Source organism: Enteractinococcus helveticum (assembly GCF_020742345.1).
GTDB classification, from domain to species: domain Bacteria; phylum Actinomycetota; class Actinomycetes; order Actinomycetales; family Micrococcaceae; genus Yaniella; species Yaniella helvetica_A.
Genome location: NZ_DYXC01000012.1, coordinates 1 through 19,237, shown reverse-complemented (window position 1 = coordinate 19,237; position 19,237 = coordinate 1). Strand labels below are relative to the sequence as shown.

At 56.5% G+C, this 19,237-nt stretch carries 22 protein-coding genes and 3 pseudogenes; 16 read left to right on the top strand and 9 right to left on the bottom strand.

The features are described from left to right. Positions 1–205: 205 nt before the first annotated feature. The 5 genes and pseudogenes from K8V32_RS00850 to K8V32_RS00830 form a co-directional block, all read left to right on the top strand. A pseudogene (locus K8V32_RS00850) lies at positions 206–613 on the top strand (transposase); the annotation flags it as partial. Positions 614–762: 149 nt separating this feature from the next. After that, positions 763–1,326, top strand: coding sequence for a hypothetical protein (locus K8V32_RS00845; protein WP_303901427.1), 564 nt, complete (start codon positions 763–765; stop codon positions 1,324–1,326). 529 nt (positions 1,327–1,855) lie between these two features. Then, a complete protein-coding gene (locus K8V32_RS00840) occupies positions 1,856–2,197 on the top strand; it encodes a hypothetical protein (RefSeq protein WP_303901424.1) in 342 nt (113 codons plus the stop codon). 21 nt (positions 2,198–2,218) lie between these two features. Further along, a complete protein-coding gene (locus K8V32_RS00835) occupies positions 2,219–3,433 on the top strand; it encodes a hypothetical protein (protein WP_303901421.1) in 1,215 nt (404 codons plus the stop codon). A 142-nt stretch (positions 3,434–3,575) separates the two neighbouring features. Further along, on the top strand, positions 3,576–4,826 hold the full coding sequence (locus K8V32_RS00830) for a DUF4434 domain-containing protein (protein WP_303901418.1): 1,251 nt from the start codon (positions 3,576–3,578) through the stop codon (positions 4,824–4,826). 140 nt (positions 4,827–4,966) lie between these two features. Here the strand turns inward: K8V32_RS00830 and K8V32_RS00825 are convergent, their stop codons facing one another. Then, positions 4,967–5,644, bottom strand: coding sequence for a response regulator (locus K8V32_RS00825; RefSeq protein WP_303901415.1), 678 nt, complete (start codon positions 5,642–5,644; stop codon positions 4,967–4,969). Next, positions 5,641–6,843: a sensor histidine kinase gene (locus K8V32_RS00820; protein WP_303901412.1), complete on the bottom strand. Its 1,203-nt coding sequence runs from the start codon at positions 6,841–6,843 to the stop codon at positions 5,641–5,643. The genes K8V32_RS00825 and K8V32_RS00820 overlap by 4 nt, the downstream gene beginning before the upstream one ends. 154 nt (positions 6,844–6,997) lie before the next feature. Here K8V32_RS00820 and K8V32_RS00815 point away from each other — a divergent pair, with 154 nt between their 5' ends. Both K8V32_RS00815 and K8V32_RS00810 read left to right on the top strand, forming a co-directional pair. Continuing rightward, positions 6,998–7,420, top strand: a complete 423-nt coding sequence (locus tag K8V32_RS00815) for a hypothetical protein (RefSeq protein ID WP_303901409.1) — start codon at positions 6,998–7,000, stop codon at positions 7,418–7,420. Between the two features lie 389 nt (positions 7,421–7,809). After that, entirely contained in the window at positions 7,810–8,295 is a 486-nt protein-coding gene (locus K8V32_RS00810) for a GNAT family N-acetyltransferase (protein ID WP_303901406.1), read from the top strand. Positions 8,296–8,363: 68 nt separating this feature from the next. Here K8V32_RS00810 and K8V32_RS00805 read toward each other — a convergent pair whose 3' ends face one another. Then, entirely contained in the window at positions 8,364–8,891 is a 528-nt protein-coding gene (locus K8V32_RS00805; RefSeq protein ID WP_303901403.1) for a GNAT family N-acetyltransferase, read from the bottom strand. Between the two features lie 37 nt (positions 8,892–8,928). Between K8V32_RS00805 and K8V32_RS00800 the strand changes: the two genes are divergently transcribed. Then, complete coding sequence (locus K8V32_RS00800; protein WP_303901400.1) at positions 8,929–9,537, top strand: TetR/AcrR family transcriptional regulator; 609 nt, start codon at positions 8,929–8,931, stop codon at positions 9,535–9,537. Positions 9,538–9,659: 122 nt separating this feature from the next. Then, entirely contained in the window at positions 9,660–10,448 is a 789-nt protein-coding gene (locus K8V32_RS00795) for an NAD-dependent epimerase/dehydratase family protein (RefSeq protein WP_303901397.1), read from the top strand. Between the two features lie 33 nt (positions 10,449–10,481). On the opposite strand, the gene relB is transcribed toward K8V32_RS00795, so the two are convergent. Beyond that, the gene (gene relB, locus K8V32_RS00790) at positions 10,482–10,799 is read right to left on the bottom strand and encodes a type II toxin-antitoxin system RelB family anti-toxin (RefSeq protein WP_303901394.1); all 318 of its coding nucleotides are present in this window, start codon (positions 10,797–10,799) and stop codon (positions 10,482–10,484) included. Positions 10,800–11,063: 264 nt separating this feature from the next. Here relB and K8V32_RS00785 point away from each other — a divergent pair, with 264 nt between their 5' ends. Together K8V32_RS00785 and K8V32_RS00780 are read left to right on the top strand one after the other, a co-directional pair. Further along, a complete protein-coding gene (locus K8V32_RS00785) occupies positions 11,064–11,759 on the top strand; it encodes a hypothetical protein (RefSeq protein WP_303901391.1) in 696 nt (231 codons plus the stop codon). 1 nt (position 11,760) lies between these two features. Beyond that, positions 11,761–12,357: an OmpA family protein gene (locus tag K8V32_RS00780; RefSeq protein WP_303901387.1), complete on the top strand. Its 597-nt coding sequence runs from the start codon at positions 11,761–11,763 to the stop codon at positions 12,355–12,357. Between the two features lie 222 nt (positions 12,358–12,579). Here K8V32_RS00780 and K8V32_RS00775 read toward each other — a convergent pair whose 3' ends face one another. From K8V32_RS00775 to K8V32_RS00765, 3 genes are all read right to left on the bottom strand, one after another. After that, on the bottom strand, positions 12,580–13,032 hold the full coding sequence (locus tag K8V32_RS00775; protein WP_303901384.1) for a hypothetical protein: 453 nt from the start codon (positions 13,030–13,032) through the stop codon (positions 12,580–12,582). Then, a complete protein-coding gene (locus K8V32_RS00770; protein ID WP_303901381.1) occupies positions 12,986–13,561 on the bottom strand; it encodes a hypothetical protein in 576 nt (191 codons plus the stop codon). Before K8V32_RS00770 ends, K8V32_RS00775 begins: the two co-directional genes overlap by 47 nt. Before the next feature lie 291 nt (positions 13,562–13,852). Then, on the bottom strand, positions 13,853–14,209 hold the full coding sequence (locus tag K8V32_RS00765) for an ArsR/SmtB family transcription factor (protein WP_303901379.1): 357 nt from the start codon (positions 14,207–14,209) through the stop codon (positions 13,853–13,855). Between the two features lie 135 nt (positions 14,210–14,344). On the opposite strand from K8V32_RS00765, the gene arsB reads away from it, so the two are divergent. From arsB to K8V32_RS00745, 4 genes are read left to right on the top strand one after another with little or no spacing between them, the layout of a single operon-like run. Next, complete coding sequence (gene arsB / locus K8V32_RS00760) at positions 14,345–15,409, top strand: ACR3 family arsenite efflux transporter (RefSeq protein WP_303901430.1); 1,065 nt, start codon at positions 14,345–14,347, stop codon at positions 15,407–15,409. Next, positions 15,406–15,846, top strand: coding sequence for an arsenate-mycothiol transferase ArsC (locus K8V32_RS00755; RefSeq protein WP_303901376.1), 441 nt, complete (start codon positions 15,406–15,408; stop codon positions 15,844–15,846). Before arsB ends, K8V32_RS00755 begins: the two co-directional genes overlap by 4 nt. 4 nt (positions 15,847–15,850) lie before the next feature. Continuing rightward, positions 15,851–16,303, top strand: a complete 453-nt coding sequence (locus K8V32_RS00750) for an arsenate reductase ArsC (protein ID WP_303901373.1) — start codon at positions 15,851–15,853, stop codon at positions 16,301–16,303. A gap of 2 nt (positions 16,304–16,305) precedes the next feature. Continuing rightward, entirely contained in the window at positions 16,306–17,649 is a 1,344-nt protein-coding gene (locus K8V32_RS00745; RefSeq protein WP_303901370.1) for an NAD(P)-binding domain-containing protein, read from the top strand. Between the two features lie 110 nt (positions 17,650–17,759). On the opposite strand, the pseudogene K8V32_RS00740 reads toward K8V32_RS00745, so the two are convergent. After that, positions 17,760–17,888 (bottom strand): annotated as a pseudogene (locus tag K8V32_RS00740) (PH domain-containing protein); the annotation flags it as partial. Between the two features lie 262 nt (positions 17,889–18,150). On the opposite strand from K8V32_RS00740, the gene K8V32_RS00735 reads away from it, so the two are divergent. Then, positions 18,151–18,969, top strand: coding sequence for a hypothetical protein (locus K8V32_RS00735; RefSeq protein WP_303901368.1), 819 nt, complete (start codon positions 18,151–18,153; stop codon positions 18,967–18,969). Between the two features lie 162 nt (positions 18,970–19,131). Here the strand turns inward: K8V32_RS00735 and K8V32_RS00730 are convergent. Further along, positions 19,132–19,237: pseudogene (locus K8V32_RS00730) on the bottom strand (IS982 family transposase); the annotation flags it as partial.

Below are 19,237 nucleotides of genomic sequence, written 5' to 3'. Positions count from 1 at the left end.
AGGTGACCGGTGGTTCGTGCGTTCACATCCACGTTACGAAGACCCACAAAATTTTGGAGCGTGCTTCTATTAGCGATCCGAACGAACCAGACTGGTTCCGGTGACTACACCCCCCTGATCATCAACGACTGGGGGCAACCATCATGCCGGAACCAGCTGGTTACCTACACTGCATATCCTGCCGGAAAACAGTGACACCTAAAAGGTAACGGGGTTAGGCAATCCCAAACTGGGCGAACGCGCCATCACCCAAACCCTGCTGGATGGCAGCCGCCACTTACTACATCCTGGTCAGGTAATCCTGGGTGATAAAGGCTTCTCCGGCAAAGCCTTCGAAGCCTTTATCACCCACGACCTGCACGCCACCTTGTTGCGGCCGGATCGCAAAGACGAAACCCCACGGTTTGGCAACTTTGGTGGTGTCCGTCAGTGGATTGAATCCATTTTTGACACCCTCAAAGGCCAACTCGGATTGGAACACCACGGCGCACGCACTCTCCAGGGACTCTTGGCCAAAATTGGAGCCAAACTGCTGGCCATGGCCGCCGGAATCTGGCACAACTGGAAAACCGGAGCACCCCACAAACGCTCCCTGATCGCCTACGACCACTAAAATCAATAGGAATTAATCATCTAGCAATTCCAGAGTCCGCAGAGGAACTTACACATTTGCTGGAGCACGATAGAAAGTCTCAACGATCACGTCCGGTGACACGGACCACGAGTCGTGTCTATGGAACATTGGCGTTAATTACCTACCTATTGGCACGTATTGACCACACAAACGTGATGAGAGACCGCCTGCTTAATCTGGTTCTAGAATTTGCAGAAGAACGACCTGACAGGCTCTATTCGATGGGTTTCCCGGAAAACTGGGAAAGACAAGAGCTTTGGAATGATATCTATGCCAGGAATCCTAGACGTGTCGCGCAGGCTCGTATGCTTCGCGACGTTGAGCTGCTTTATACAAAGGATGCGGCTGCAAATTTGACAGTCAAACCAAAAGAAAGTGCACGTAGGTCTTTGCTCAATTATTACCGAAAACATGGAGCCGTACTCTCAGTGCCTGGTACAACTGCGCATAGATACCCCGCGTTCCAATTTAACAAGGTGACCGGTGACGTGAACGAGCTTGCGGTACTCGCAAACCGCAGATTGATGTACGGCGGTACAACGTCAGAGGAAATTCGATGGGAAGCCTTGAGCTGGTGGGTATCATCTGTCGAGATTACCAATGAACACGTCAGCCGGATCGAGGCACTATTATCGGGGCGACTCACGAAAGAAATGCTGGACCAAGCACTACCTCCGTTAGCTGATGAATAGTGTTCTCCCTGTATCAGCGCGAGCTGCATCTGGTCAGGCAGCCATAGCACCATCTGCTCTGCAATTGCATCATTAGAAGAGAGTATGGAGCTCCCGATCCAATTTTCTTCATCTGGGTTGAAGAGTGAACCGCGACCGCGTAATCATCGCATCCCCATCTCCCGGGTGGCCGGGACGTCTCAAACCTCAGCTTGCGGAATCCTTGTAATCTGTAACGCGTCAATGATGTACCCGTTGAGCACGACGTTTCCGTCGAAACGTATCAGGCAGATCTCGATGATGACGTTCTGTTGAACCGACTGATTTTCGAAGCGAGCTATGTGTTGCACAGGGCGATCGGTATCAGGGCTCCGGTTCAGCATCCGTGATGACATATCATGACCTCTAATGCTCCAGGCAGCGAGTGAATCGGCATGCCGCTATGTAAACTATCCTTTACCACTGGTTCACCATCGCTTGGTAATCTCTAGAATCAATGATTAGAACCTTATTTTTCATCACTCTCGGTGGGTCAATCACGCTTTTCATTTTGGGGACGAGCACCAACTCTGAAATTTTTATTCCTTGGCTTGTTGGTTTCGCAATTGCCACCGCGGTACTGCTGACCTTGTGGATCTTTGGCCGCGTACTGCAAAACTCAGTAATCGCAAGAGCGGACCTAGAGGATGTGCGCAACAGCGGGCGCATCCGTGCGGCGATGATCGTTAGTCGTCGTCAAACGGGCCTGTTCATCAATGAGCAACCCCAGGTCGAATTCACGCTCCTGGTTGACCGGCCTGAGGCATCGCCGTATCTGACGAAGGCCCGAAAAATCGTGAGCCTGCTTGATGTTCATGACATCACCGTCGGGTCGTTGATGACCGTGGCTTAACCATCCGCGGAGTACGGCGATGTGGTGATCGTCGAAGAACCCACCCCGGCGCCGTCAAGCGGACTGTCTCTGGCGGCTGCCTCAACGGCGATAGAGCTGCCACGCCGTAGCGCAACCGGCGCTGGAGGGCGCGGGCTGCTAAAAGTCAGCGTCTTTGGGATGGCTTTCCTGATTGGTGCCATCGGTGCCCCGTATCTGGCCACCCCGAAAGCTCACGAGTACGCGCAGCTCCTCGTCGATGGTGGTGCAGGGGACTATGATGCGATCGAGGCGATCGACCACGTGGGCATCTTTGACCCGGCGGAACTCCAGACCAGCCTGGATGCACTCGTTGACGAGTTGGGGCACGACGACATGATGGAGCTGATGATTCGCCCCGTGCAGCTGATCGCTGATGCGCCAAGTGCACCCGGAGCGACCACGAGCGACGAGGTGACCATCGAAGACCACAAAGTCGCCAACCGGGAACCCTCGTTCATGCAGGACCTCCATGAAATCAGACCCTTATTCCGCATCGCAGACGTAGACTTTGATGCCATCCTCGCCGGGGTGGATGACGCCGAACAGATCGCGATTGCTCGTGGTGCCAGCAACCCAGAGTTGGTCCGTATAACGGTCACCCGAGACTACACAGGCATGGGCGATATTTCGGTCGCCCTGTACTTCGAGCACCAACACGGTGACGAATTAGTCCGCCTCGACGCCCACGGCCAACTGTTGCCTGAAGAACACCTCAGCCTGTTGACGGAAGAAGAACAAGACACCTACCTGTATGACGCCGCCCGAGCTCAGCAGGCCGTTGCTGACATGGCGGCCGCTGCCGAGTCGAATCGGGCCGTCGAGATCACAAACCACGGTGGACACATGGGAATTGAGGCATACTACGGTGCCGGGGAATATGCCGGCACCACCGCACGCGTCACCTTCAACTTTGGGGCTGTCAACGACGTCGATGATCCTCGAGCCGTCGATGTGGACGCCGCAGAAGTCTTCAATGTGGACGACGTCGATTGGAACATGATCATCGCCGCCATCCCGCAAGCCCAACAGATCATGGCCGACGGCGGTGCCCCTGACACCCAGGTCAGTCACATCAGCGTGGACGCCCGAGGAGCACCCCTGGCCGATACCAATGACCTCACGGCCCGCATCTACCTGTCCAGCGAAATTGGCCGCGGCGGTTCCGTGCAGTTCTACGTCAAGGATGGCAGCGTAGCCCACGTGCAGGACCCGTAGCCTGTGCACCGCGTCGACCACTGTGCGAACCATCACGGTTGTTCACGCGCCATACGCTGGTACTCACCAGATACACTCGTCAGCACCAGCGCATACCGACCGCAGGTGAACAACGCAGCGAATAACATGACAAGGAGCACCGTTGAGCAAGAAGCCACAGCCCACAAGGAGACCGGCTGCCAACCTTCGCACCTTGCTCAGCCTCCTGATCATTGCAGTGGTCGGCACCGGCACCGCCTTCGGGATCAACCAGCTCAACGAAACCGAGAATCAAACCGAACCGGCACCCACCGCGACGCCCTCCCCAACAGGGACCGAATCACCGCCCATCTGCCGTGCCGAAGGTGAATTCGTAGCCGGTTTCATGTCCCCGCAGGCCGACGACCAACAGACCCGTGAGATCCTGGAAACTATGAACACCGACGCCGTGACTTTCGGCGGCCGGATCGTCCCGGTCGAGCTCAGCGACTATCCCGCCGAGGTGGCCGACGCAGTAGGGGACCGGGACGCTTATGAATACACCGTGGCGATGAACTGGGACGGCATTGACCTGGCCGAACAAGACCAAATCGTGCAGGCCGGCGACACCGCGTATGGCATCATCGACGCCGGTGACAACAGTGTGGTCATCACGGCCTCTGCCGACGGCGCGGATCATTTCCACTCGCTGACCCGCACCTCAGCACAACACGACACCAATGCGTTCATCGGTTTGCCGGTGCCACAGATGCGCGACTCGGGTGAAGCCTGGCTGCCCGATAACAGCTACGCCAACGTCGTCGACGGATTCTCCAAAAAATTCGTCACCGCCTATCACCAGCGTGGTGCCGACGGCTACTATCTGGCTATGGAAATGCCCCTGACTCCTGAAGACCACTGGAACCCGGTCACCGATTATTACAGCCGCCAAACTCGGATCATCAACGGCATCGCCCCGGGCGCGACCGTGCTCATCTCACCGTATCTGGAAGGCCGGGCAGACCGCCAAACCATCAGCCCCGAAACTGCCGCCCGCGGCTACGAAAAATTCCTCGGACTGGGTAACGGCACGCGCATTTTAGTCTCACCCCAGGACGGCGTGGGCGTTGGTACGACGGCATTGGAAGCTGACGAATCCGAAGCTCACAGTGTCACGGTCGAAGAATACTTTGCCGTCCTGCACGAGGTGGACCCCGAACGACTGTATGTCACGATCGAAGCGATGACCCCCGGTGGCGGCACCCCCGATTCCCGGGAGCCGACCACTCGCGACCGGGTTGAAGAGCAACTCGACGCGACCGATCCATATGTTCAGGGTGCCATTGGATTCCAATGGGCAGACCCGAACTCCATGGTACACATCGATCACATCGGAGCCGGTGCCTGCGCGGCAGGACCTGGTCAGCTCGAATAACCCAAGAGTGCTATACCCCTCCGGTGAAGGACCTGACTCCTTGGCCGTGCGGACTCGACGGGCCGAAATACTCTGATGCCGAGCTTGAAGAACTACTTGATGAAAATCGGGGCGAACACTGACAGAAGCACCGTGGATATTCACCTATGATCGGGCTGCGTCTCGCCAGGAGTAATCAGGCCAGATTCGTAGCTGAGAACCACCAGTTGTGAGCGATCGCGGGCATCGAGCTTGCTGAGAAGACGGCTCACATAGGTGCGAGCTGTGGCAGGGCTGATGTGAAGACTTTGGCCTATCTCATTGTTTGATTCTCCCAAACCGATTCGTGCCAGGACATCGCATTCGCGTTGGGTGAGGCCCTCCAGGAGGTCTGGGCGAGTCAGGCTACCTGGACTATCCGCCAGGGTCTTCATGACCTTTTGCGTAATGGCTGGCGAAAGCAGAGCATCACCGGCGGCGACGAGTCGAATAGCTTCTCGGAGATCGTCGGGAGCGATGTCTTTGAGAAGATACCCAGCGGATCCTGCCTTGATTGCTGCAAGCACGTTTTCGTCTTCGTCGAAGGTTGTTAGTACTACCACTCGAACGTTAGTGAGTAATGGGTCAGCAGTGATTGCTCGGGTCGCGGCGATACCATCCATCTGTGGCATTCGAATATCCATCAGCACCACGTCGGGTTTGTGGTGGCGCACCGCATTGAGACCAGAAGTACCGTTGTTGGCTTCAGCAACAACCTGGATATCTCCGTCGTGTTGGGCAAGAGCTCGCAGACCTGTGCGAACGAGTTCCTGGTCGTCCACCAGCACAATTCTGATCATGGCAACCTCGTGGGGATGATGGCATTGACGGTGAACCCTGCATCTTCCGAAGCATGGATGGTGAGCGACCCGCCCAGGAGCCTCGCCCGTTCCGTCATGCTAGCGATGCCGTAGCCTGTTCGTTGATGATCCATGGTTGAACCTCGACCGTTATCGGTGATGGTAAGACAAAGACGCCCGTCTCGGATATTCGCTTTAACCTTGGCGCGGGTAGCTTGCGAGTGACGGACAATATTAGTGATGGATTCCTGCAGCATCCGGTAGGCAGCCACATCCACGGTGTCTGAAAGGTCGGAAGGATCCAGCTCGATCGCAGTATCTATCTCGATGCCAGCGCCCTTGGCGGTGTCGACCAGCTCTTGGATCGCTGACAGTGATTGAACGCGATGCGTCTCGCGACCCTCGGCTGGGGAACGCAGCATCCGGACCATCGAACGTAGCTCGCGCAATGAGCGATTACTGGCGGTACGGATCCGATCGAGTGCTTCGCTTGCGGCACGGTCATCGTTCCCGACGGCTTCTGAAGCGACCCCGGCGTGCAAGGAAATAACCGACATGGTGTGGCCTACAATGTCGTGCAGATCCCGGGAGAAGCGTTCGCGTTCCTTCTGCACCTGGAGCTCGGCTTCACGTGCAAGTTGGCTTTCGGTAAGCTTCACAATCTCTGCTTGCTGGAGGGCTCGTAGGCGCCGCGCCCGAACACCATATCCCAGTGCAATCGCTGCGGTAAACAGCGCAACGTTCGACACTGTCTCGTAGCCAAGTATGAATCCGAGCGCTTCGCCGCCGTCAAGGATTCGATAGAACATCGAAACCACAAACACGATCAGTGCAACACCGACAGGCCACCCCATGAGACCGGCCTCTGCACTGGAAAAGAGAGCCGCCACAAGAGGTATAGCCACCCCAATCGCGGGATAATCCAGGGCGTAGTAGGCAAACATTCCTAGCGCACTGAGCACCAGCACGGTCCGGGGCATGCTTCGACGCAACATCAGCAAAGCACCAAAGCCGAACGCAAATACATAGGCGAGGACATTCGGTGGCCGTGCGGTGTCTGCGCTGGTGGCAATAATGAGTGCCAGGGACAGTGCCACTGCAGTTCCAAACAGAGCGTCAACCACCCAGGCCGGCGTATGACCATCAACCTGATGATCATTCGAGAAGGCGGTTGGAGCCTTTGAAACACGCTCACCCATGGTGACCAGCCTACGTGAGGGGATTTGCGCAGTCATGGGTCTTGAGGCGGAAACGATGGTCGCTTTTCAACGTACAAGAACCGAAACGAAAAGCGACATAGATCGAGAGCCAGGGCTGATGTCAGCACTGGTTCGGTTTCCTAGCGTAGTGGGCATGAAGAAAATCAACACATTATCATGGCCCCTTATCATCGGACTGGGAGCGCTCGCGCTTATCAGACCACTTATACGAATCGTCGGACATCAAATCGACGTTGATCTCGGCGCCGCGACCCCCATCGCTATTACGCTGGTCATTTCGGCCATATGGATAGCGGTCGTGGGTATCAGTAAGACCCGCCACCCTGTGGTGACGCTGCTGTTTACCGGACTCACCTACGCGGTGTTCTCCATCATCCTCAGTGGCATTTTGTCGCCAATGATCGACGGTCGACTCGATGGCCCCCTGGCTAACCCGATTGCCATAGTGCCCATGCTGCTAACGAATGCACTCTGGGGATTGACCGCAGGTGGGCTGGCATTGCTGCTCCAGCGGCTTCGCGGCGTCAAACCCGCAGAGACTATCGAACGCTACTGAAACGAGGAAAATCATGCCACATACACCAAGCAGCCCTGGTGATCCCCGTGAAGCTGACGAACCTCGCACCAATGCCGACGAGGCGAAGACTGATGCTGCGGTTCACGCGTTCAACGCCCGAGTCCAGTGGCCACTTTCCGCTGCTGAAGCGCCCACAGTATCGCCGACTGGTGACGCTGCGAACCGTTCACCGCAGCCGCCACAGAAACAGAGGAACAAATGGCGAACCGTAGGTATCGTTGCACTTGGTCTCCTTGGTGGGCTGCTCTTCGGCGTCGTCTTGCAGGATATTTTAGCGACCATCATGATACAGACCGGACTGACAGGTTTGAGTTTCGTCTTCGCTCTCGTTATCCCACTTTTCGCGGCAGTTGGAGCTGTGGCTACACTTGTCTTTGATAAGTGGTTCGCTAGACGACGTCGATCGGACAGCCATGAATGCCCCGCAAGTGTGCACTCCGAACCTTGTTGATTCTTGGTTGGAGCTGGCGCAAACGGTCGAACATTTATTTGGTCCCATGCCCGATCTGCAAACACATATTGAGAAGGGCATCAAACGACAAACTGCAACAGTCATACTTCAGGACCGTTCAGTGGTCGGGGCGATGCTGTTGAGCGGACCAGGAAAACCTCAGCACATTCGATGGCTCGCTGTGGATCAAAACTATCGAGGTCAGGGTCTGGGTACTACCCTCATTAAATTCGCCATGTCTTACTGGCCCGACGATGACATCTCGGTGGTTACATTCCCTGCAGACCACAGTGGTGGCGCAGCAGCACGGTCTCTCTATCAACAAAATGGTTTCACCTCGCGAGGTCTGACCGACCCGGCACCGGATGGCAGCCCACGCGAGCTGTTCGTCCTAGCACGCTGATCAGTGACCGATAGGTCACGGCAAGACGGGGCTAGTCGTGTACCGATTCAGGCGTTGTGGTTAGGAACCTAGAGGTTTCGTTGGAAATGCACCAGGTCCAACTTTTCTCCTGAAGGAGCGACATCTGCACTTCGGTTTGTTTCCTCAAATTCAGCTTGGGCGAGCACGCGCTGGGAAGCGATGTTTTCCACGGCCGTTCGTGCGAAGAGTCGAACGAGCCCACTGCGTAGAGCAAGTTGAGCGGCAAGTGCAACCGCAGAGCTCGAAAGGCCAACGCCGCGAAAGTTCGGGTGGAGCCAGAAACCTACTTCAGCTTCATCGTCAGTGACCTTGAACAGTACGAGGCTGCCTGCGAAGTTGTCATTCGAGTCGGCAATCGCCAGCACCGCTAGATCTCCGCGTTCAAGACCGGGGGTGGCTTCCTCGCGGATCATTTTCACAACGGAATCGGTTGTGTAATTCGGCTGAGGGAGATGCCCATATTCTCGGACAAGGGGATCGGCGCTTCCGCCCGCGAAAGCTTCGGCGTCCTTATGTTCTAGTGCTCGAAGCCTTACGTGATCGCTACTGAGTGGAAGAAGGCTAGAGTCGATCATGTGCGTTATACTAACATAGTTCGGTTAAGGGGTGCGTGTGAGTTATTGGAGTAGGCAGAAACCGGTGCGCCGAGCGCGTGCGGTGGACCCTGCGGCTATTGCCACAGCCGCGATTAAACTACTTGACCAGGGTGGTTTCCGTGCTCTAACCGTTCGTGCGGTGGCTGGTCGGATCGCCGTGGCTCCCGCTAGCTTGTACTCTCGAGTGAACTCAGTCGATGATCTATTCGATCTTGCACTTGATGCAGTGCTGGGACACGATCCCCACATGCAGAAAGCTCTTGCCCAAGCTGACATCCACGTCCTGCTGATCGAGTACTACCGTCATCTCCTTCGTCATCCTTGGGCTTGTCAGGTCATCGGCATGCGTGCGCCACGAGGACCAAACTATCTCCAGCTTTCAGAACGGATGAGTCAGCTGCTCATTGAAATGGAGGTGTCCGACCCTCTCGCCACTGCCTACGCGCTTTCGAACTTTGTGATTGGAAGCGCAACCACAGCACCTGCCGCCAATGATGAACCGGAAGCGCCCATCGACAACAGCCTGGCCCCAACCTATGCGCAGTTACATGCTGAACAAGATAAGGCGCCAGAACAGATTGTCGAGGCTGGGCTGTCAGCTCTGGTTGCTCTCTGGTCTAGGTAGACTATTCGGACGTTGTCGGGTGGTGTGCGTGAGCCTGAAAACTCGTTAAGACAGGCCGTATTGATAACCTTCTTTTGTTGGTAAGCGTTGAACTCCGAAGTGCTGAATGGTTTGATGGCAGCATGGATCTTCCCGTACAAGCACCCGCATCTGGACTGCCTTGGGAACCGCGACCACAAGGTAAGCGCATCCTGATCACAGGTGCTGCAGGGAGCGTCGCCAGCCTGATATCTGGGCAGCTGTCGGAATCGTATGAGCTGATAGGCCTCGACGCCGCACCCATTGAGAACGATGATTTCGTTGAGACGCATCAGGCAGATCTCAACGACGAGGCACTACTCACGCGGCTAATATCCGAAGCGGACTACGTGTTGCACTTGGCAACCGGTGCTGCTGACGGAAAAGACGGCTTATATGCCATCGAAATCGATGCAACCAACCGCATCCTGGCCGCGGCAATACAGCATGGCACCCGCCGTGTTGTCTTGGCATCCAGTAATCACGCCGCCGGATGGCACGAGCGCGAACACCTTGCTGGACGCGGCGATGGTCATGTGAAACCCTCGGATCCACCTCGCCCCGACGGCATGTACGGCGCGGCTAAAGCGTATATGGAAGCACTCGGCCGGTTCGCCAGTGATTCATCGGGCCTACCCGTGAGCGTGCTGCGCATCGGGACCATGCGAGCCAACATGAGCCTGCAAGAGCTCATCGATTCAGACGAACTGGCCTACCTTGGCTTCGGTGAGTTCAGAGAACAACGACTCAAACGGACCTGGCTGACCGGAGACGATCTCGTTGCGATGCTGCTCGATGAGTTCAACGCTCCCGAGCCGTATCGACTCCGCTTTGCTACATCCACACCAGAGCAGTACGAGTGGGATCACTCGGTTTACACCGGAGGCTCATGATTCACGCTGCAATTGAGGTGGCTATGCCGCTGATTAGTTTGCATGCTCAGACTGAGCCGACCCAGAGTCGACTTCTTCAAATGCGAGGATCTTGTGGTCGATAACGGCGCCAACGGCCAATGCATAACGTTGGATTGTTGACTGCAAGAGATCTCGATGGCCCGCTTCAATTTTCGAAACGCCACTCGGATCGATGCCCATGTGTTCGGCCACTGTCGCTTGGGAAACGTTTCGTCCCTTCCGGAATGTAACGAGATCTCTCATGAGCCTAAGGTCAGCTTCTACCAGATAATCGGCATGGCGACTTTCGGGGTCGCTGTTATCAATCCCGAGAATTGATTCGATACTCATGAGTCCTCCAAAAACCTGAACATGCATTGCAGTGCATGTCATTATTCTAGCCCAAGGTACTCTTTGATGCGAAGAAAAGAATCTTTGACATGCATGAATGGAGTGTTTGGCTGCGGCGTGCGGCGGCACGGGCGCTGGGGCCTATCAGCTGTCTTGGGACCCGGGGTGGCAAGTTGAATGTACAAGCATTGCTTGCAAAAATGATCTGGTGGCAGCCCAAGCCAGTGCTGTCTCATCACCAGCACCTGAGGAGAACAGCACATTATGATATCCAAGCGTCACGCGGCACTCGCGGTATTGGGGATCGTGGCACTAACAGCGTGTGGCACAACCCAGGAAAACGCCGCTGGCGACGGCGGCGAGCAACCTCAAGTAGCCCAGCAAGACTCTGAAACGTCAGCATCTGATAACTCAGAACAGCAGCAGCTTGGCGATGTTACTCAGAGTATGGATGATGCGCTACAGACCATTACTTACCCGATGCAAGGTCACGAGGGTGAGATCACCATGGGGGTCCTTGCTCCAGAGGTGCAGGGCGATGCGATGTTAGTATCGATTGTTTTTGAACCGGAGTTTGCCGATGAAACTACCGAAGGCGTCAAGTTCAAAGACCTCCACGGCTCCTCCGCTAACTCGGTGCTCATGCCGGTGGTCAGTGATCGTGAAAACTTCAAGGCCTATCATGTGCCGCGTGAAACCACGAACCAATTCGTCCAGGGTGGCGGCTGGACTGGCGGAAGCTTTGCGACCGGGACCTGGGCCTCAGCCATCGGCAATGTCGAGGTTCGTTCCGGAGACCAGTACGTGCACTGGGCGTATTTCCCCACGCCAGAAGATGACATCGAGACGGTCGATATCGCCGTCATTCCCGGTATGCAAGAGTTCCGGGACGTGACCATTGACTGGGGTTCCAACGAACCTGCGTCGACTACCTCGAGCGACGACTCCCAGGATGATTAATATGAAACCACGCATATCCCGCAGCGTGATCGTGACGTGTCTGGCCGGTGCTTTAGCGTTTCCCGGAGCAGTTATTGCTAATGCGACTGATCAGAAGGTTGAACCACCACAGCCCGAAGATCGTCCTGAACTTGGACAAGAGAACTGGGATCGAGCAGTATTTACTCCTGATCGCGAGCAGGCCATTATTCGTTTTGATATGGATCGGTTCATCGAAGAACTCGGCGACCAAGAAGCCGAAGAAGACGACGTGATCGTCTTGGAAGCCGACATCCTATTCGCCCCCAATAGCTGGGAACTACCCGACTCAGCATCGGCAAAATTGGAAGAACTTGTCCAAGATGTTCCCGATGGATCAAAGGTTTCGGTCACCGGCCACACCGACTCTCGACCAGTGTCAGAAGCCTATGACTTCGACAATCAAGAGTTATCCGAAAAGCGCGCCGAAGCTGTCGCAGAGGCGCTTGAGGATCAGCGGTCAGATTTCGATATCATTGCCGAGGGGCTCGGCGATGCAGAACCAGCGGTGACAGAAGATCCTGACGTACCGGGCACTTATGCCGCGAATCGACGAGTAGAAATCCGCCACGGAAACTGAGCGAATATCTAGCCCTCAGGCAGGGAGCGGAAGGAGAATAATCCTGGTGCTCAGCGTCTTGCCAGAAAGCTTTGTGCTGAATTTATGCCAAGACCAAGCTCGCGAACAGGAAGATCTTTTAGTGTAGAAACATCCTCTTCAAGGTGTGAGTGATGAGATTGTTTGAGGCCCCGAGATTATATCTCCGGGGCCTCAAGCATGTTTACGATCATGAGGTGACGGCTACGGGGATGGTTCACGTGTCAGCTCCGTATAAGTACCGCTGTTTGGATCGAAGCCTACGCTGTAGCTCTCCCCCTCTTCAGTCACGACGGTCAGAAGCTCGAGCTCGTTGGAATATTCGCCGATTTTGAGGGCCATATTGCCCGCCATGAATTGAGTCGCAGGTTCGTATGGGCCACCCTGCCAAGCGCCGTTTTCGACACGCACGATCAGCTCCCCGGCGGCGGGTGCCTCTACGCTCGTGATGTAGCCGTGTGGATCATCAGGAACACATTGTCGGTAGTCTGCCACCGAATCGACCCCTCCGCACAAGCCCTGATAGGTGAAGTTCATGCTGCGGAGCCAGTCTTCAAACCGAGCGTCAGCCCAGGCTTCCAGTTCCGCCTCAGTTTGTGGTGCATCCGAATTATCGTCTTGGGGGGACTCGGCCTTCGGTTGCTTGATATTCGCCATCGGGAGTCTTCGTGGTGACTTGTAATGGGCCAGCGGTGTGTCTGCCGATGTAGCTGTGCAAATTTCCAGCAAGGTAGGGGACTGTGAAAACGCGGTCGGGATCGTATTCGCCACCGCCCCAGGCTTGTGGCATGAGCGTGACGATGAGGACGCCATCACGCGGTGAGTCAATCGAGGCCAAGTACCCTACGGGATCGGTTGGACTGCAGACTTGGAATTCCTCCAAGGTTTCAAAGGGGGCATCGCAATCGTCAGTGAAGTTCTCATGCCCCGCATTGTCGTGATAGACGGTCGTTAGGGTGGTTAGTAAGTGCTCTAGACTCTCGGCTGCAAAAGGACCATCAGTGTCAACGTCGGTAGCAGGTGTGTTTTGAGAATCTGCGGTCTCGGTTTGCTCAGGCGAGGCAGCCACCGGACTGGACTCGATTGTTGCGGAGCTGGCTGGACTGCTGGCCTGATCGGGGTTCGCACTACAGCCTGTAAAGGCCAGTGCGATGAGGACGGCGATCGGGGTCGCGGCGCGTTTCATAATCAAGTCCTCTCGTGTGGTGTGAGGTGATGGTGGTGACAGGCTACCAAAGAGGGTTGAGGCAGGTCTTGTGTCGAATGCCGATCGATTCACCGTTTTAACGTGTTCGGAACGGGCTTTCATGCGAATTGACACCTGACGATGACGATTTTTAGGAGTTCAACGGATCGAACGAACGTGTGACTGTCAATTTCGTTTGAGAGTTTTCCTCAGAGTCGCTTAGCGGTCTCAGCTGCCGATCACCAAAGTAGATCGTGCTCAATGAGTGCAGAGAGACCCATTTGCTTGGATCTATTGGATGTTGAGGAAGTCGCGGAGTTCATCGAATGCTTCGTGGATGATCGTGTAGTGGGCCCATTTGCCGCGTTGTTCGCGGGTGAGGAGTCCGGCGTCGACAAGTTTTTTCAAATGATGGCTGATGGTGGGCTGACTGATATCGAGGACGTCGATGAGGTCGCACGCACACACGGATTCGCAGCCTTGTGCTGCCACGTGGGAGAGGACTCGCAGCCGGGTGGGATCAGAGAGAGCTTTGAGTTTAGCCGTCATCCGGTCTGCGGTCGCTGTGTCGAGGGGACTGCCATGCAGAGAACAGCATCCACTCGTGGGCGAGATTAAACGATCTGGTGCATTTTCGGTCGTGGTCATGCCTCAAGCATACATTGACGTTTGTCGATATGACAGGCTAATGTGTGTCACCGATAGACAACCATCAATGTGAAGGATGCTGGAATTGTGACTACCGCCGTCAATGTGCCGAATGCGGCACCGGTCGTGCAGAAAATGTCCTTCTTGGACCGATGGTTAGCGGTGTGGATTTTGCTGGCCATGGGTCTAGGCCTGGCGCTGGGCCGTTTTGTACCGGGGTTGAACACCATGTTGGATTCGCTGAGTATTGGTGGGATTTCGGTGCCGATTGCCGTGGGCTTGCTTGTGATGATGTACCCGGTGTTGGCCAAAGTCCGGTATGACGAAACCCACCGAGTGACCGGGGATCGGAAACTGCTGATCTTGTCCCTGGTGTTGAACTGGGTGGTCGGCCCGGCGTTTATGTTCATCCTGGCCTGGGTGTTCTTGCCTGATTTACCCGAGTTTCGTACCGGGTTGATCATTGTCGGATTGGCCCGGTGCATCGCGATGGTGTTTATCTGGAATCACATGGCCTGCGGGGATCGCGAAGCCGCCGCCGTGTTAGTAGCCATCAACTCGGTGTTCCAACTTGTCGCTTACGGAGCGCTGGGCTGGTTCTACTTACAAGCCCTACCGTCCTGGCTGGGACTAGAGACCACCTCCGCAGAGTTTTCTCTTGGGGCCATTGTGGTGTCCGTGTTGGTCTTTTTGGGCATCCCGCTGTTGGCTGGGTTCCTGACCCGCACCTATGGCGAAAAGGCCAAGGGCCGCGCCTGGTATGAAGACACGTTCTTGCCCAAGATCGGCCCCTGGTCGCTGTACGGACTGCTGTTTACCATCGTGTTGTTGTTTGCCATGCAAGGCGAGGCGATCACCTCCCAGCCGTGGGACGTGGCTCGCATTGCGGTGCCACTGTTGATCTATTTCGTGGCGATGTTTCTGATCAGCTTCTTGGTCTCCAAGGCACTGGGCCTGAATTATGCCAAATCGTCATCGGTGGCGTTCACCGCCTCGGGCAATAACTTCGAACTGGCCATTGCCGTGGCGATTGGCACCTTTGGCATCACCTCCGGCCAGGCCCTGGCCGGGGTCGTCGGCCCCCTGATTGAAGTCCCGGTTCTGGTGGGTCTAGTCTATGTTGCCCTGTGGTTGGGCCGCCGACTGTTCCCCAACGATCCCACCGTCCCTGTTCCTACCACACAGAAAGTCACCTCATGACCTCTCCATCCACACCCAGCGTGCTGTTCGTTTGTGTGAAAAATGGCGGCAAATCCCAAATGGCTGCCGCCCTGATGCGTTACCACGCCGAAACCACTGGCCAACGGGTCGAAGTGCATTCCGCCGGCACGCACCCCGGGAACGCCATTAATGAACTCTCCGCAGAGGTCATCGCAGAGGTTGGTGCCGACATGTCCGCCGAAACCCCGCAGGCCATTGACCCAGAACTGCTGCGCCGCGTGGATCGGGTCATCCTCGTCGGGGACGAGGCCAACCTCGAGCTGGTGGCCGGGATGGCTGGCACCATGGAGACCTGGTCCACCTATGAACCCTCCACACGCGGCATCGACGGTATAGCGCGGATGCGTTTAGTGCGTGATGATATCGAGGCTCGCGTTCGTGCCCTCTTGGCCGAACTGAGCACCCCTGAAAGGTGATCTCATGATCCCAGCACCCTCTTCTCAAAACGCCGCGGCGGAGACACGACCCTCCGTGCTGTTCGTGTGTGTCCATAACGCGGGTCGTTCCCAAATGGCTGCCGGCTACCTCCGAGAGCTCAGCCATGGCCGCATTGCCGTGCGTTCTGCCGGCTCCGCTCCAGCCGATGACCTCAATCCGGTGGCCGTAGCTGCCATGGCCGAAGAAGGTATTGATATCACTGAGGCCACCCCGCAGGTGCTGACCCCAGAGACAGTGCAGGTTTCGGATGTGGTCATCACCATGGGGTGCGGGGATGTGTGCCCGATCTATCCGGGCAAACGCTATGAAGACTGGGAACTAGACGATCCCGCAGGCCAAGCCCTCGAAGCCGTCCGCGGTATCCGTGATGACATTAAACGCCGCGTCATCCAGTTAATTCACGACCTAACCCCCGAACAGAAAGTCACGACCTGATCATGCCTGACCCTGCCCCTGAGACCACCACTGCCCTGCCTGTCATCATTGTGGGCGCTGGCCCCATCGGGCTGGCCGCCGCCGCCCATGTCCTGGAACGCGACCTGACCCCGTTGGTCCTGGAGTCCGGGGAACATATTGCCGCAAGCATCCGCGACTGGGGCCACACCCGGCTGTTTTCCCCGTGGCAATACAACATCGATGACGCCGCACGCCGCCTGCTGGACACCACCGGCTGGGTCGCGCCCGACCCAGATGCGCTGCCGACCGGCCAAGAACTCATTGACGACTACCTGACCCCACTGGCTGAGGCTCTAGGTGACCGCATCCAAACCGGTGTTCGTGTGGTGGCCGTGTCCCGAGACGGCATCGACAAAACCCGCAGCACCCACCGCGCCGAGACCCCGCTACTGGTGCGAGTCAGAACCGCTGATGGCACCGAAACAGACCTGGCCGCCCAAGCGGTCTTGGATGCCTCGGGCACCTGGAATCAGCCCAATCCGCTGGGCCGATCCGGACTGCCCGCCCCCGGTGAACACACTGCATATGAGCAGGGCCGGATCACTGCTCCACTGCCAGATGTGCTGGGCGCTGACCGCAACCGGTTTGCCAATCGTCGAGTGCTCGTCGTCGGTTCAGGCCACTCCGCAGCCAATACCCTGCTCGATCTCGCCGAGCTGGCCACCACGGCACCTGACACCCAGATACATTGGGCGATCCGGTCGACCGATCCCAGCCGGGTGTACGGCGGCGAAGATCAGGATGAGTTAGCTGCCCGTGGCGCGCTTGGCACCCGGTTGCGCCACTTGGTGGAACCCGGGACGATCACCCTGCACACATCCACCATGATCACAGGCTTCACCACCACCGATACGGCGCTGAGTGTTACGACCCAGACCCCGCAGGGCATGCAGGATCTGGAAGTCGATGCGGTGGTCGCAGCCACCGGGTTTCGACCAGATCTGACCATGCTCCAAGAACTCCGTCTAGACCTGGACCCCGCCGTGGAAGCACCACGTCAGCTGGGTCCGCTGATCGATGCCGAGTTTCATTCCTGTGGCAGCGTGGCACCGCACGGCGAACGCGTCCTGGCCCATCCAGAACCCGGCTTCTATATTGTCGGAATGAAAAGCTATGGCCGCGCCCCGACCTTCTTGATGGCCACCGGCTATGAACAAGTCCGCTCCATCGCTGCCGCCTTGGCTGGCGATCGTCAAGCCGCCGACGACGTCCACCTGAATCTGCCAGAAACCGGCGTCTGCACCACCGACCTCCCCAGCAGTTGTGATACCACCCCGGCGCTGCTCACTCTGAGTCCCAGCGCTATCACCTGCTGTAGTAACTGATGCGGCCAGACAGCCCTGTGCAGCACCGAACCACCATTCCAGCAGCGCTGTGCGTGGGCTGGTCATTTCAGCTGTTGTAGGGGCACCGAGTCGACCGTTGTGGTCAAAGCCTATAGAACGTAGCTGCCGATCAGTTGTGCCAGCGCGCGAATGTCGACCTGACCTCTGAACTCAAAACGTACGGTGCCCAGACCGCTAAACATCAGGTCGAGCTCAGCGTCCAAGTCGAAGGTACCGGCAGTCTCGACGTGGCGTGATTCACTGCAATTTGTTCAGCAGAATCATTTTCGCCGTCGACACATAAGAAAAAGTTTCAAGTAAAATCAAGTGTAAAAGCGTGATTGCTTTCGGTTGCTTTTCTGGCGGTTGGTCACCATCAGTTGTGCTTTGAAGCATCGTGCTACGTTCAATAGCTGGAACCGTCGGTGGATTGCCTGCACTACACGGTGGGGTATGACGCGACGATGCAACATCACCATGCACCTCAATACTGGAGAGACCATGAAACGTATTTCTCGAAACATGCTTGCAGTGACTGCTTCTGCCTCGCTATTCGTACTGGCCGGCTGTGGACAAGGCGTTGAAGACGTACCGGCATTGTCTGAGATCGACGACCTGATGTGGGAAACCATGCAGAACGAAGGATCGGTCACCATGACCGCCGATCTCGCACTGATCGCCGATGATGATCCGATGGTCGAGCAGATGTTCGGTGACGCCACAAGCATGAGCATTTACGGAGCTCTTGACGGTTCGGCTACCGCTGTCAGCGTCGGCGAAAACGACTTCATGCGCGTCTTTGGCCAAGAGGAAGCATTTATTTCCGGAGATGCCCTGTTCGCCATGTTCGAAGGCCAAGGTATGGGCCTCGATGCATCGCAGCAAGAGCAGCTTGATGCTGCCGCTGAAGAGCTTTCTGGCAGTTGGATCGATTTCAGCAGCGAACTGTCCGGTGACGATGACCAGTTCAACATCGGTTCACTGTTCTCTAATCTGCAAGATGACTGGACCGGCGAGGGAGAATCCGACGATACTCCAGTCGACCGTGACGAAGTCTCAGACGAAGGTACCCACGAGGTCCGCGACGACATCGATGTTTGGGTCTACACCGGTGAAGACGGCGAAGAACTGGTCCTGATTGCTGATCACGAGGCGCCGAAGTTCTATGAACTGTCCGACGACGAAATGAGCATGAAGTTCACCGGCTGGGGCGAAACCGAATCGCCAGCACGTCCTGAAGACGACAGTGTCCTGAGTCAGGAAGACGCTCAGCAGCGCATCATGGAAACGCTCATGAGCAGCGCAATGGGCTCCAACTAACTTTTCATAACGCAATCACGCCCCGGTCGGCTCGAACGTCAGTTCGAAGCCCGCCGGGGTTTTGCGTTGTTTGGACTCAACCAGGGTTAGGGATCTTGCTGCTGTGTTGGATTGGTCAGATTGATAGGCGGAGAAATCCTAGATGATTAATTCCTATTGATTTTAGTGGTCGTAGGCGATCAGGGAGCGTTTGTGGGGTGCTCCGGTTTTCCAGTTGTGCCAGATTCCGGCGGCCATGGCCAGCAGTTTGGCTCCAATTTTGGCCAAG